The 13359-nt window shown below is 74.0% G+C and carries 12 protein-coding genes and 1 pseudogene; 5 read left to right on the top strand and 8 right to left on the bottom strand.

What is annotated here, in order from left to right; all coding sequences use genetic code 11:
- Positions 1 to 2 precede the first annotated feature (2 nt).
- Positions 3 to 131, top strand: a pseudogene (locus ABZ135_RS09070) (pectate lyase); the annotation flags it as partial.
- A 64-nt stretch (positions 132 to 195) separates the two neighbouring features.
- On the opposite strand, the gene ABZ135_RS09065 reads toward ABZ135_RS09070, so the two are convergent.
- Positions 196 to 909 (bottom strand): carbon-nitrogen hydrolase family protein, encoded by a 714-nt coding sequence (locus ABZ135_RS09065; protein ID WP_356693371.1) that lies wholly within the window; start codon positions 907 to 909, stop codon positions 196 to 198.
- 8 nt (positions 910 to 917) lie between these two features.
- The gene (locus ABZ135_RS09060) at positions 918 to 1835 is read right to left on the bottom strand and encodes a LysR family transcriptional regulator (protein ID WP_356693369.1); all 918 of its coding nucleotides are present in this window, start codon (positions 1833 to 1835) and stop codon (positions 918 to 920) included.
- Between the two features lie 58 nt (positions 1836 to 1893).
- Here ABZ135_RS09060 and ABZ135_RS09055 point away from each other — a divergent pair, with 58 nt between their 5' ends.
- A complete protein-coding gene (locus tag ABZ135_RS09055; RefSeq protein ID WP_356693367.1) occupies positions 1894 to 2772 on the top strand; it encodes an NAD(P)-dependent oxidoreductase in 879 nt (292 codons plus the stop codon).
- 185 nt (positions 2773 to 2957) lie between these two features.
- Positions 2958 to 4169 (top strand): serine hydrolase domain-containing protein, encoded by a 1212-nt coding sequence (locus ABZ135_RS09050; protein ID WP_356693365.1) that lies wholly within the window; start codon positions 2958 to 2960, stop codon positions 4167 to 4169.
- Here the strand turns inward: ABZ135_RS09050 and ABZ135_RS09045 are convergent.
- Positions 4156 to 5418 (bottom strand): pyroglutamyl peptidase, encoded by a 1263-nt coding sequence (locus ABZ135_RS09045; RefSeq protein WP_356693363.1) that lies wholly within the window; start codon positions 5416 to 5418, stop codon positions 4156 to 4158. The genes ABZ135_RS09050 and ABZ135_RS09045 overlap by 14 nt on opposite strands.
- Positions 5419 to 5490: 72 nt before the next feature.
- On the bottom strand, positions 5491 to 6069 hold the full coding sequence (locus ABZ135_RS09040) for a TetR/AcrR family transcriptional regulator (RefSeq protein ID WP_356693361.1): 579 nt from the start codon (positions 6067 to 6069) through the stop codon (positions 5491 to 5493).
- Between the two features lie 140 nt (positions 6070 to 6209).
- Here ABZ135_RS09040 and ABZ135_RS09035 point away from each other — a divergent pair, with 140 nt between their 5' ends.
- Positions 6210 to 8699, top strand: a complete 2490-nt coding sequence (locus ABZ135_RS09035; RefSeq protein ID WP_356693359.1) for a glycoside hydrolase family 3 C-terminal domain-containing protein — start codon at positions 6210 to 6212, stop codon at positions 8697 to 8699.
- 80 nt (positions 8700 to 8779) lie between these two features.
- Here ABZ135_RS09035 and ABZ135_RS09030 read toward each other — a convergent pair whose 3' ends face one another.
- Positions 8780 to 9670, bottom strand: coding sequence for an SGNH/GDSL hydrolase family protein (locus ABZ135_RS09030; protein ID WP_356693357.1), 891 nt, complete (start codon positions 9668 to 9670; stop codon positions 8780 to 8782).
- Positions 9671 to 9944: 274 nt separating this feature from the next.
- On the opposite strand from ABZ135_RS09030, the gene ABZ135_RS09025 reads away from it, so the two are divergent.
- Entirely contained in the window at positions 9945 to 10439 is a 495-nt protein-coding gene (locus ABZ135_RS09025) for a DUF3145 domain-containing protein (protein WP_356693355.1), read from the top strand.
- Positions 10440 to 10676: 237 nt separating this feature from the next.
- On the opposite strand, the gene fabF is transcribed toward ABZ135_RS09025, so the two are convergent.
- The 3 genes from fabF to ABZ135_RS09010 all read right to left on the bottom strand — a co-directional run bounded on the left by fabF (position 10677) and on the right by ABZ135_RS09010 (position 13358).
- On the bottom strand, positions 10677 to 11939 hold the full coding sequence (gene fabF, locus ABZ135_RS09020) for a beta-ketoacyl-ACP synthase II (protein ID WP_356693353.1): 1263 nt from the start codon (positions 11937 to 11939) through the stop codon (positions 10677 to 10679).
- A gap of 79 nt (positions 11940 to 12018) precedes the next feature.
- Complete coding sequence (locus ABZ135_RS09015) at positions 12019 to 12267, bottom strand: acyl carrier protein (RefSeq protein ID WP_356693351.1); 249 nt, start codon at positions 12265 to 12267, stop codon at positions 12019 to 12021.
- A 59-nt stretch (positions 12268 to 12326) separates the two neighbouring features.
- Positions 12327 to 13358: a ketoacyl-ACP synthase III gene (locus ABZ135_RS09010; RefSeq protein WP_356693349.1), complete on the bottom strand. Its 1032-nt coding sequence runs from the start codon at positions 13356 to 13358 to the stop codon at positions 12327 to 12329.
- Position 13359: the final 1 nt, after the last annotated feature.

Below are 13359 nucleotides of genomic sequence, written 5' to 3'. Positions count from 1 at the left end.
CGGCGGCGAAGAAGATCAAGCCGTGCGTCCGCTACCGGGGCACCAGCACGGGCAAGGAGCCGACCGAGCTCGGCAGCGGCCCCGACGGCACCACCTGCCGCTACACGGCCGCCGACCTCTCCTACGCGTAGGCCGGGCGGGTCCGCGCCGGGCCCGTACGGGAAGCGGGGCGCACCCGCTTCCCGTACGGGCGGGTCAGCCGACGTCGGCGAGCACGAAGCCCGGCTTGTCCGGGCCCGCGTCGGCGATCCGCCCGCCGTCCGGCCCCCAGGCCCCGGCCATGCCGCCGCCCACGCCGTCCTCGTTGGGCCCGAGCACATTGCCGAGGACCACGTACAGGCCGAAGTCCCGGGCCCGCACGGGATAGACCCGCTCGAAGGAGTCGTTGTCGGCGGCCAGCACCGAACTCGCCAGATAGACGGCGCAGCCGTCGGCGGCGGCCCGCTCGGCGAGCTCGGGGAAGCGGTTGTCGTAGCAGGTGGCCAGCGCGAAGCGGAGCCCGTCGAGCGCGAACCGGCCGTCGGCGGTGCCCGGCGCGAAGACCTCCGCCTCCACCCCGTACAGATGCCGCTTGTCGTAGCGGGTGAGCAGGCCGCCGTCCGGGCCGATGACGAGGCTCGTGACGCCGGGGCGGCCCGCGGCCGTGCGGACCGGCCCGTTGACCACGGCCGCCGCTCCGGTCGCCCGGCACGCCTCCCGTACGGGATCGAGCCGGGGGTCGTCCTCGGCGAGGACCAGCTCGGGGGTGGCGCGGATCAGGCTCGGCTCGTAGCCGGTGAGGGACAGCTCCGCGAAGACCACGAGGCGGGCGCCCTCGGCGCCGGCGGCGCGGACCAGACCGGCGAGGGTGCGGACGTTGGCGTCGATGTCCCCGGCGACCGGGGCGAACTGCGTGGCGGCGACGATCATGGCCTTCATCATCGCACCCCCCGCTCCACCGACGACCGGGCCGTCTCGCGCAGCAGCCCCAGGAAGGCGGTCGCCGCCACCGTCGGCGCGGGCGGAGTCGCGGCGTGGACGCGGCGGTAGGGGACGTCGTCCGGGTGGATCGTCACCAGGGCCACGTCCGGTCGCACGGACGCGGCCGCCAGCGCCGGTACGAGGGTGACGCCGAGCCCGGCCGCGACCGCGCCCAGCTTGGCGATCCAGTCGTGCGCGACCAGGCCCGTGCGCGGGCGGAACCCGGCGGCCACGGCCGGCCGGAGCAGGGTGTCCTCCAGGCGCTCGTCGCCGACGATCCACTCCTCGTCGGCCAGGTCCGCGAGCCGCACGTCCCGCCGCTCCGCCGCCGGATGCCCGCGCTCCAGGGCCACCAGCATCGGCTCGTCCAGGAGGTGATGCAGCGTCACCCCCTCCGGCGCGGGCGCCCCCGCGGCCGGGCTGACCACGGCGAGGTCCTCCTCGCCGGCCGCGACGAGCCGCAGGTGCTTCACCGAGGGCCCCTCGACGCGGGTCACCACCACGCCCGGGTGCCGCTCCCGGAAGACGGCCTGGGCGCGCGGGACGAGCGAGGCGCCCGCGCTGGCGAAGGCCCCGAGCCGCAGCAGCCCGCCGTCCAGGGTGCGCAGGGCCTCCAGCTCCGCGCGCGCCAAGGAGAGCCGGTCCCGCACCGCCTCCGCGTGCGGCAGCAGCACCCGGCCCGCCTCGCTGAGCCGCACCCCGCGCGGCAGCCGCTCGAACAGCGCCGCGCCCGTCTCGTCCTCCAGGGCCTGGATCTGGCGGGAGACCGCGGACTGGGTGTAGCCGAGGTCCCGGGCGGCGGCGGTGAAGGAGCCCGCGCGGGCGACGGCCAGGAACACCTCGTACAAGCTCTGCGAACCATGCGGAGTGGGCATGGGCGCCATGCTAGACATTCGCTTGTCGCATGACGCGCCACTGCCTAGCGTCGACGCCATGCAGAACGAGACCACGCAGGAGCCCGGCCCGAAGCCCGCCCGGAAGTCCGCTCCGGAGACCGCCCCGAAGCCCGGCCCGAAGCCCGCCGAGAGGATCGCCTTCCTCGGACTCGGCGCCATGGGACGGCCCATGGCCCGCCGCCTCCTCGACGCCGGCCACCCGCTCACCGTCTGGAACCGCACGCCCGGCAAGGCCGACGACCTCGTCGCGGCCGGCGCCGTGCGCGCCGCGACACCCGCCGAGGCCGTCGCGGACGCCGACATCGTCCTCACCATGCTCGCCGACCCGGCCGCCGCCCTCGCCGTCGCCGACACCATGATTCCGGCGCTGCGCCCCGGCACCCACTGGATCGACACCTCGACCGTCGGCCCCGACACGGTGCGGGAGCTCGCCGGCCGGCTCCCCGAGGGCGTCACCCTCATCGACGCGCCCGTCATGGGCAGCGTCGACCGGGCCGCCACCGGCGACCTCCTCGTCTTCGCGGGCGGCGACACCACGCCCGTCGCCGCCGTCCTCGAACGGCTCGGCACCGTCACCGCCTGCGGCGGCCCGGGCACCGGCGCCGCCCTCAAGCTCGTCCTCATCAACGCCGTCATCGGAGGCGTCGCGCTCATCGGCGAGGCGCTCACCCTCGCGGACTCCCTCGGCCTGCCCCGCGACCTGGCCCTGCGCACCCTCGGCGCGGGCCCCCTCGCCGGCGCCGTCGGCCGCGCCACCGCGACCGGCGTCCACTTCCCCGTCGCCCTCGCCGCCAAGGACGTGGCCCTGGCAACCGGCGCCACCACGGCGAAGCTCCCCGTCCTGGAGGCCGTCCACGAGGCCCTCACCGCCGACCCGGCCCTGCTGGGGGAGGACCTGGCGGCCGTGGCGCGCTGAGCGGCAGGGCGGCAGGGCGGCGGGGCGGCGGGGCGGCGGGGCGCGGACGGTGCGGGTCGGCGCGGGGGCGGCGGCGCCGAACGAGTGGACTCGCCGAGGCGCGGTCGGGCGGTCTGCCGTCCGCGCCGGATCCGGTGCTGATCTGTCGCCGTCCGCGTCCCTGACCTGGAAGAGGCGCCCCCGCCATGAGACGAACCTCCCCCCGCCGCCTGCTCGCCGCGACGCTCCTCGTGGCGTCCGTCCTGGCCCCGGTGGCGGCCACCCCCGCCACTCCCGTCCACGCCGCCGCTCCCGCCACGGCCGCCGGCCCGCAGCACGGCGACGACTGCCCTCCCGGCGGCCTCGGCCCGGAGCTGACCGCCCGGCTGGACCGGACCGTCGAGGACGTCCGCAAGCAGGCCCGTGTCCCGGGACTCGTCGTCGGCCTGTGGATGCCCGGCAAGGGCTGCTACGTCCGCGCGACCGGCGTCGCCGACAAGACCACCGGCCGGCCGATGTTCGCCGACACCTACGTCCGGATCGGCAGCGAGACCAAGACCTTCACGGTCACCGCGCTGCTCCGGCTCGTCGACGAGGGCAAGGTCGGGCTCGACGACCCGATCGACGACTACATCCGCGGCGTCCCCAACGGCGACCGGATCACCCTGCGCCACCTCGCCGAGATGCGCAGCGGCCTCTTCCCGTACACCGCCGACCCCGACTTCGTCCGCGACCTGCTCAGCGACCCGAAGCGCGCCTTCAACCCGTGGGAGGTGCTCTCCTACGGCTACCGCCACCCGAACACCGCCGCGCCCGGCACGGCCTTCCAGTACTCCAACTCCAACCTGGTGCTGCTCGGCCTGGTGATCGAGAAGGTGACCGGCCGGCGCCTCGCCGACGTGCTCCACGACCACGTGATCCGCCCGGCCGGCCTGCGCCACAGCTTCCTGCCCGAGGGCGCCGAGTTCCCCGAGCCCCACGCGCGCGGCTACACCGACCAGACCCTGAGCGGCGCCGTCGAGGACGCCACCGACTGGAACCCGAGCTGGGCCTGGGCGGCCGGCGGGATGATCTCCACCCTGGAGGACCTGCGCCGCTGGGCCCCGGTCCTCGCCACCGGGAAGCTGCTGAAGCCCGAGACCCAGGCGCAGCGGCTCGAGGTGCTGCCGACCGGCCTGCCCGGCACCGGCTACGGCCTCGGCATCCTGGAGACCAACGGCTGGATCGGCCACAACGGCTCCCTGCCCGGCTACGAGACCGTCACCGTGTACCTGCCCGCGCAGAAGGCCACCCTGGTCCTCATCCTGAACACCGACGCCCTCGTCGACGGCCAGGAGCCGTCGACCCTCGTCGCCCGCGCCGTCACCTCCGTCGTCACCCCGAAGAACGTGTACGCCGGCGCGATCACCCCTCGCTAGACCGGACCGCCGCGGCTGCGGAACCGGCGGCGACGGCCACGATCGCCCGTACCTGGGCGACGATGTCGAGCCGGTTCCGTACGAACTCCGGGTCGGTCACCTCGCCCGTCGCCGGGTCGGTGTTGCCCGCCCCGAACCGCAGCACCGGGGTGTGCACATGGCCGCCCGGCAGGCCGGTCAGGCCGAGGCGGTCGCGCAGGAGGGTGGCGCGGTAGGCGATCTCGTTGGAGAGGTAGTCGCCGCCGCCGCCCGCCCGGGCGAGGGAGCCGGGCGTCGGCCCGTCGGGCCGGACCACGGGGGTGGCGGAGCCGGCCGGGACCTCGGTTACCGCGGTGTTGTCGTACACCGGGAAGCGCCCGGTCGCCGCGGCCGTGATCGCCGCGTACGGAAGGGTCGTCGACGTCCACTGCGGCTGCGTCGCCGGATCGTCCACCGGCACCGTCTCCGTACGGGAGACGTTCGCGTTGTCCGGGAAGCCGCCGCGCCAGGCCCCGTTGGTCCGCTCGATGTCGAAGCGGCCGGGCCGGCCCTGGCTCACGGTGGTGAAGAGGTCCACCTCCGGCAGGTGCGGGCGCAGGGTGCGCTCGACCGTGCCGTCGGCGAAGTCCTGCCAGCGGACCGGGAAGACGGCCGTCTCGATCCGGGCCAGGCCGCCGTCGGCGGTGCGCAGCCAGGTGCCGTCGAGGGCGAGCGCGGTGGCCCCGGAGGGGTTGCTGATCCGGGTGTCGCGGTCGAGCGTGAACGGGTCGAAGCCGGTCAGCAGGATCCGCTTGACGCCCTTCCCGGCCGGCCAGCGGAGCGCGTCCTGGCCGCGCGAGGAGCGTTCGAGCCGGTCGAGGAGCCGGGCCCGGCCCTCCTCGGTGACGCCGAACGCGGGCTGCCACAGGCGCAGTTCGCGGGTGAGGGCGAGCCGCGCCCAGTACAGCGGACGGTCGTCGTCCCGGCTCAGGTCACCGCCCGCCGGACCCCGCCCCTGCGCCCGGTCCACCGCCCGCCGCCAGAGCGCCGACCCGTGCCGTACGACGGCCCGCTCGGCCTCGGCGAAGGAGCCGGCCCGCGCGAGCGAGCGGGCGAACTCCGGGGCGACCGCGTCGAATCCGGAGCGCCGCAGGATCTCCCGCGGCGCCGCCCGGTCGAGCCGGGCCTCCTCGACGGTGGCGGGCGGCGCCTCCGTGGCGACGGCCGGACCTGCGGGCGCCACGGCGGCCAGGGCGGCCAGGGCCAGGGCGAGGGCGAGCGTGCTGCGCATCGGGGGCACGGGGGTCCTTCCGTACGGCGGTGACGGGCCGCCGGAAGTATCGCTTCCCCCGCACGACTCCCGCTACGGGGCCTTGACCTGACCGTCCTTCAGGAGCGCAAGGAAGTCCCGGAAGGAGGCCGGCATGTCGACCGCGTCCGGATCCAGCAGCCACTGGAACTGCAGGCCGTCCATCACCGCCGTCAGCAGCGGCGCGGCCCGCTCCGGGGTGAGACCGCCGGGCAGTTCGTCGCCGAACTCGGCGCGCAGCACCTCCGCCATGTTGGCCCGCACATGGGTGTAGCGCTCGGTGAAGAAGGCCCGGGCCGGGTGGTCCTCCGTGACGCTCTCGCCGAGCAGGGCGGAGAAGGTCTGCACGATCCCGGGGCGCATCGCGTTGTACTCGACCAGCGACTCCATGAGGTCGAGGCGCCAGCGCTCCCGGTCCCGGCCGCCGCTGGTGTCCCAGCGGTCGCGCTCCTCCAGGACGGCGACGAGCAGCGCCTCCTTGGTCGGGAAGTAGTGCAGCAGGCCCTGCTGGGTCAGTCCCACCCGCTCGGCCACGGCGCCGAGGGAAGCGCCCCGGTAGCCGCGCTCGGCGATCACCTCGAGGGCGGCGCGGACGATCTCCGCCCGCCGCTCCTCGCTCCTGGCCCGTGCCATCGCCGCGTCCCCCTTCCGAAGGTCCCTGTGAGGAGGACCGTACGACATCGGGCGATAACGAAACGGTAACGTAACCTACCGATCTACAGGTAGGCGCGTCACCATGACCGCACCACCCACTTCTACGAGGAGGTACGGCCGTGCCGGAGACGAACGCGGACCGAGGCGCCGAAACCCCCGTCGACGCAGCCGCCGACACCGCGCGCGAAGAGGCCGTCGAGGCCGCCCTCGCCAAGCTCGACCTGGACACCAAGGCCCGGCTGCTGGCCGGCCGGGACATGTGGTCGCTGCCGGCCCTGCCCGAGATCGGCCTCGCCTCCCTGGTCATGTCCGACGGCCCCATCGGCGTCCGCGGCGTCCGCTGGACCGCCGACGACCCCTCCGTCGCCCTGCCGTCCCCCACCGCGCTCGCCGCCGCCTGGGACCCGGCCCTCGCCCGCCGCGCCGGCCGGCTGCTCGCCCAGGAGGCCCGCCGCAAGGGCGTCCACGTCCTGCTCGCCCCCACCGTCAACCTGCACCGCTCGCCCCTCGGCGGCCGCCACTTCGAGGCGTACAGCGAGGACCCCCACCTCACCGGCGCCATCGGCACCGGCTACGTCCGGGGCGTCCAGGACGGCGGCGTCGGCACCACCGTCAAGCACTTCGTCGGCAACGACGCCGAGACCGACCGCTTCACCGTCGACAACAGGATCGCCCCGCGCCCGCTGCGCGAGCTCTACCTCGCCCCCTTCGAGGCCATCGTCACGAACGCCCACCCCTGGGGCGTCATGACCGCCTACAACCAGGTCAACGGCGCGACGATGACCGAGCACCGGTACCTGGTGAACGAGGTCCTGCGCGGCGAGTGGGGCTTCGACGGCCTCAACGTCTCCGACTGGATGGCCGCCCGCTCCACCCGCGGCGGCATCGAGGGCGGCCTCGACGTCGCCATGCCGGGCCCCCGGACCGTGTACGGCGAGGCCCTCGCCGCCGCCGTCCGGGCCGGCGAGGTCGACGAGAGCGCCGTCGACACCGCCGTCCGCAACGTCCTCCGGCTCGCCGCCCGCGTCGGCGCCCTCGAAGGCGCCCCGCCGGTCGTCACCGAACCCCCCGCCGGCATCGACGGAGACGCGCTCGCCCGCGAGATCGCCCGCCGCGGCTTCGTCCTCGTCCGCAACGAGAACGGCGCCCTGCCGCTCGCCCCCGGCACGTCCGTCGCCCTCTCCGGCGCCGCCGCCCGCGACGCCCGCGTCCTCGGCGGCGGCTCCGCCCAGGTCTTCCCCGACCACACCGTCTCCCCGCTCGACGGCCTGACCGCCGCCCTGCCCGACGGCACCCTCGGCTTCTGCGTCGGCGCCGACCCCAGCGACGAACTCGCCCCCGCCGACCAGGGCTTCACCCTCCGCGCGGTGTGCCGCGACGCCGACGGCACCGTCCTCGGCGAGGGCAGCCTGCCGAGCGGCCAGGTCCAGTGGATCGGCGACGACCTCCCGGCCGGCGTCACCCACGACACCCTCGCCTCCATCGAGGTCACCGGCACCTTCACCCCCCGCGAGAGCGGCGAGCACTCCTTCGGCACCCGGGGCCTCGGCGCCTTCACCCTGACCGTCGCCGGGCAGACCCTCTTCGACGGCGTCCAGGGCATGGGCCCCGAGACCGACCCCTTCGAGGCGTTCTTCGGCGCGCCCGTCGAGCGCGGAAAGGTCGCCCTCACGGCCGGCGAGACCGTCGAGGTCTCCCTGCGGCACACCCTCTCCCAGGAATTCGCCGCACCCCTGCCCGCCGTCATGTTCTCCTTCGTCCACCTCGGTCCGCGCCGTGACCCCGACGAACTGATCGCCGAAGCGGTCGAAGCCGCCCGCACCGCCGACACCGCCGTCGTGGTCGTCGCCACCACCGAGCGCGTCGAGTCCGAGGGCTTCGACCGCAAGGACCTCGCCCTGCCCGGCCGGCAGGACGACCTCGTCCGCGCCGTCGCCGCCGTCAACCCGAACACCGTGGTCGTCGTCAACGCCGGGTCCCCCGTGGAGATGCCCTGGCGCGACGAGGTCGCCGCGATCCTCCTCACCTGGTTCCCCGGCCAGGAGGGCGGCGCCGCCCTCGCCGACGTCCTCACCGGCGCCGAGGAGCCCGGCGGCCGGCTCCCCACCACCTGGCCGGCCGCCCTCGCCGACGCGCCCGTCACCGAGGTCACCCCGACCGACGGCGAACTCTCCTACGACGAGGGCGTCTTCATCGGCTACCGGGCCTGGGACAAGGCCGGCGCCGTCCCCGCGTACCCCTTCGGCCACGGACTCGGCTACACCACCTGGTCGTACGACTCCCTCGTCGTCACCCCACGGGACCCAGGGCGGGCGTCCGCCACCGTCCGCCTCACCAACACCGGTGCGCGCCCCGGCCGCGAGGTCGTCCAGATCTACCTGGCCCCGGTCGAGGACCCGGTCGAACGCCCGGCCCGCTGGCTGGCCGGCTTCGCGAACGCCGAGGCCGCGCCCGGCGAGAGCGTCGAGGTCACCGTCGAACTCCCGCGCCGCGCCTTCGAGATCTGGGACGAGGACGCCGGCGACTGGACCCTCGTGCCCGGTGATTACGAGGTGCTGGCCGCCCACTCCCTGGCCGACGCCCGGCTGACCGCCGCCCTGGAGCTCTGACCCGCGCCGAGACCGGCCCCGGAGCGGAACCTGACACCGCTCCGGGGCCCCGGCCGGCTCCGGCCGGCCCCGCCGGGGACCTACCGCAGGGTGATCCGCCGGTACGCGATCTCCGCGAGCCGCGCCTGACCGTCCCGGCTCGGGTGGAACCAGTCCCAGGGGCTCAGCTCCGTACCGTCGAAGGCGAAACCGAAGACCGCCCCGCCGTCGTCCCGGCACCGCGCGTCCTTCGCGCACTCCTCCCGGAGGACCCGGTTGTACGCCATCACCCGCTCCCGCACCTTCGTCCGGCGCGCCTCGGCCGCCGGGCCGAGATCCTCCGCGTCCGCCAGCATCGAGGCGCACACGCCCAGGCGCCACACCCGAAGGCTCGCCGGACTGACCCGGCCCGTCTCCCACAGCCGCTTCAGGTCCGGCACGCTCGCCACGTACACCTGCGCCTTCGGCACCCCGGCCCGCAGCCGGGCGAGCGCCGCCTTGAAGGAGGCGCGGAACTCCTCGACCGGCGTCATGTCCGCGACCCGGGTCCGGCACGCGTCGTTCGCGCCCATCATCACCGTCACCAGCTCCGGCCGCTCGGCCGCCGCCGCGGCCATCTGCTCCGGCAGCTCCGCCATCCGCGCCCCGCTGCGGGCCAGGTTCCAGCTCCTCGCCGCCACCCGCTCCGGGCCGAGCAGCCGCAGCGCGAGGCTGTTGACCGCCGCGTCCGTGCCCGTCGCCCAGGAGACCTCGGGGCAGTCCGCCAGGAGCGTGCAGGCGTCGAAGGCGCGGGTGATGGAGTCGCCGACGGCGGCGACCGAACCGGGGGAGGCGTTCCACACCGGCGTCGGAGCGGGAGCGGGCTTCGGGGTGGCGGCCCGCTGCGGGACGGGGGCCGGCTCCGGGCCGGCCGAGCAGCCGCCGGCGAGCGTCGCCGCGCACAGCAGCGCCACCGCGGCCGCGGTGGTACGGAAACGTCGTCGCCCGCGCATCCCGGTCGCCCCTCCTCGATGTCCCGTCGGCGTCCTGGCGAGTGAAAGCTTCGTGTCCACCCGCCCCTGACCGACCGTACGGCACCCCGACACGGGCGCGGCACGGTAGCTTTTCCCCCGTCGAACCAGAGGCGCCCCACGCCGATCGGCTCCGGTAAATTACATCACGTCACATGCTGTCCCCTTTTTGGGGGTTTGCGAAGCCCTTTCTTCGTGATGTTGTTTACTGAGGCCGCTGGGAAAAGGCGAACCTCGTCCCACACTGGAGGTCCCGGTGACGACACGTGGAGTCCTGTACGTACACTCCGCACCGCGCGCGCTCTGCCCGCACGTCGAATGGGCGGTCGCGGGCGTCCTCGGTGCGAGGGTCCAGTTGGACTGGATCCGTCAGCCGGCGTCCCCCGGGACCTGGAGAGCGGAATTCTCCTGGAAGGGAGAGACCGGCACCGCCTCCAAACTCGCCTCCGCCCTGCGCGGCTGGCAGATGCTCCGCTTCGAGGTCACGGCCGAGCCCTGCCCCACCGCCGAGGGCGAGCGCTACAGCGCCACGCCCGAACTCGGCATCTTCCACGCCGTCACCGGCATCCACGGCGACATCCTGATCCCCGAGGACCGGCTCCGCGCCGCCCTCGCCCGCGCGGCGCAGGGCGAGACGGTCCTCGAGGCCGAGATCTCCCGTCTCCTCGGCAAGCCCTGGGACGACGAGCTGGAACCCTTCCGCTACGCGGGCGAGGGCGCGCCGGTGCGGTGGCTGCACCAGGTGGTCTAGATTCCCCGCCGGGGCCCGCGGGGCGGGTCCGGGTGGGGGTGTGCGGTGACGCGTGTCCGTACGGCGGCCGGGACGGCCGCCGTTCTGCTGTCCGGAGCGGCCTTCGGCGCCGCGGCCGCCCTGCTCGGCGCCTTCGCGGTGCGGGGCCTGGGCGAGATGCGCTGACCCCTTCCGTACAGCCCGAAGGCCCCTGCCGAGACGTTCCGGCAGGGGCCTTCGGGGACGGACGCGACGGCGTCACACGGTGCGGAACGCCAGCACCACGTTGTGGCCGCCGAAGCCGAACGAGTTGTTGATCGCGGCGATCGTGCCCTGCGGCAGCTCGCGCGGCTCGCCGCGGACGATGTCGGCATCCACCTCGGGGTCGAGGTCGTCGACGTTGATGGTCGGCGGGGCGAGGCGGTGGTGCAGCGCCAGGACCGTCGCGACGGTCTCGATGCCGCCCGCGCCGCCCAGGAGGTGACCCGTCATGGACTTGGTCGCGGAGACCGCGACGTGGTCCAGGTCGTCGCCCAGGACCTTGCGCAGCGCCTTGATCTCGGCGACGTCGCCCTGCGGGGTCGACGTGGCGTGGGCGTTGAGGTGGACGACCTCGGACGGCTTCAGGTCCGTGGCGTCCAGCAGGTTCTGCAGCGCCGCGGCGATGCCCCGGCCGGTCGGCTCGGGCTGCGCGATGTGGTGGCTGTCGGCCGACAGGCCCTGGCCCAGCACCTCGCAGTAGATCCGCGCGCCGCGCGCCTTCGCGTGCTCCTCGGACTCGATCACGATCACGCCGGCGCCCTCGCCCAGGACGAAGCCGTCACGGGCCTTGTCGTAGGGGCGCGATGCCTTCTCGGGCTCGTCGTTGCTCTTGGACATCGCCATCATGTTGGCGAAGGCCGCGATCGGCAGCGGGTGGATCGCCGCCTCGGTGCCGCCCGCGACGACCACGTCGGCACGGCCGGTACGGATCATCTCGACGGCGTAGCCGATCGCCTCGGCACCCGACGCGCAGGCGGAGACCGGGGTGTGGACGCCCGCCCGGGCGTTCACCTCCAGGCCCACGTTGGCGGAGGGGCTGTTGGGCATCAGCATCGGCACGGTGTGCGGGGAGACCCGGCGGACACCGGACTCCTTCAGCACGTCGTACTGGTCGAGCAGAGTGGTGACACCGCCGATGCCGGAGGCGATGACGGAGCCGAGCCGCTCGGGCACGACCTCGCCCTCCTCGCCGGCGGGGGCGGTGAAGCCCGCGTCGGCCCACGCCTCACGGGCCGCGATCAGCGCGAACTGCGCCGAGCGGTCCAGCTTGCGGGCCAGCGGACGGGGCAGGACCTCGGAGGGTTCCACCGCGACGCGCGCGGCGATCCGGACGGGCAGCTCCTCGAAGCGCTCGCCCTCCAGGGGCGTGACGCCGGAGCGTCCCGCGATCAGACCCTCCCAGGTCGATGCGGAGTCGCCACCCAGCGGAGTGGTTGCGCCGATACCGGTGACGACCACGGTGCGATTGGTCGGGCTCACAGGAATTCTTTCTCCATGTGTGTGATGGTCGAAAAACGGCGCCACCGCTGGGTGGCTCACCGAGTCAGCAGGGACCGGGTCAGTCCTGGTGCTTCAGGATGTAGTCGGTCGCGTCGCCGACGGTCTTGAGGTTCTTGACGTCCTCGTCCGGGATCTTGACGTCGAAGCGCTCTTCGGCGGCCACGACGACCTCGACCATGGACAGGGAGTCGACGTCCAGGTCGTCGGTGAAGGACTTGTCGATCTCGACGTCCTCGACCGGGATGCCGGCGATCTCGTTCACGATCTCGGCGAGACCCTTGACGATCTCTTCCTGGGTGGCGGCCATGGTGGCGCTCCTTCTTGTGTGTGCTGAGGAAAACAGGGCTTCCGGAAGATCCGGTGTGCCTAGGGGAGAGTAACGACCGTCGCGGCGAAGACGAGACCCGCCCCGAAGCCGATGATGAGCGCCGTGTCGCCGCTCTTCGCCTTGCCGGTCGCCAGGAGCCGCTCCATCGCGAGCGGGATCGAGGCGGCCGAGGTGTTGCCGGTGGTCTCCACGTCACGGGCGACCGTGACGTGCTCCGGCAGCTTCAGCGTCTTCACCATCGAGTCGATGATCCGCATGTTCGCCTGATGCGGAATGAAGACGTCCAGGTCGTCCGCCGAGATGCCGGCGGCGTCCAGCGCCTGCTGGGCGACCTTCGCCATCTCGAAGACGGCCCAGCGGAACACCGCCTGGCCCTCCTGCGTGATGGCAGGGAACTTGATCTCGCCCTGCTCGTTGAGGGGCAGCTTCGAGACGTCGCCGACGTGGAACTCGTTCCACGGCACGGTCTGCTTGATGGTCTCGGACTTGTCGCCCTCCGAACCCCACACCGTGGGGCCGATGTGCGGCTCGTCCGAGGGGCCGACGACCACGGCACCGGCGCCGTCGCCGAACAGGAAGGCCGTCGCGCGGTCCTCCAGATCCGTCAGGTCGCTCAGCCGCTCCACGCCGATGACGAGGACGTATTCGGCCGAACCCTCGACGATCATGCCCTTGGCGAGGGTCAGGCCGTAGCCGAAGCCCGCGCAGCCGGCGGAGATGTCGAAGGCGGCGGGCTTCCCGGCGCCGATCTTGTCGGCGATCTCGGTGGCCACGGCCGGGGTCTGCTTGAAGTGCGAGACCGTGGAGACGATGACCGCGCCGATCTGCTCCGGGGCGATCCCGGCATCGGCGATGGCCTTGCCCGAAGCCTCCACCGACATCGCGGTGACGGTCTCCTCGGGGGACGCCCAGTGACGGGTCGCGATCCCGGAGCGCGAACGGATCCACTCGTCGGACGAGTCGATCTTCTCCAGGATCACCTCGTTCGGCACCACACGCGTCGGACGGTAGCCGCCGACACCGAGGATGCGCGCGTACGGGGCACCCTTACTGGGCTTGATCTTCGCCATG

The organism is Streptomyces sp. NPDC006339 (genome assembly GCF_040612775.1).
In the GTDB taxonomy this organism is placed as follows: Bacteria; Actinomycetota; Actinomycetes; order Streptomycetales; family Streptomycetaceae; genus Streptomyces.
Note: the sequence above shows the minus strand (reverse complement) of the source record. Positions and strands in the feature narration are given on the sequence as shown.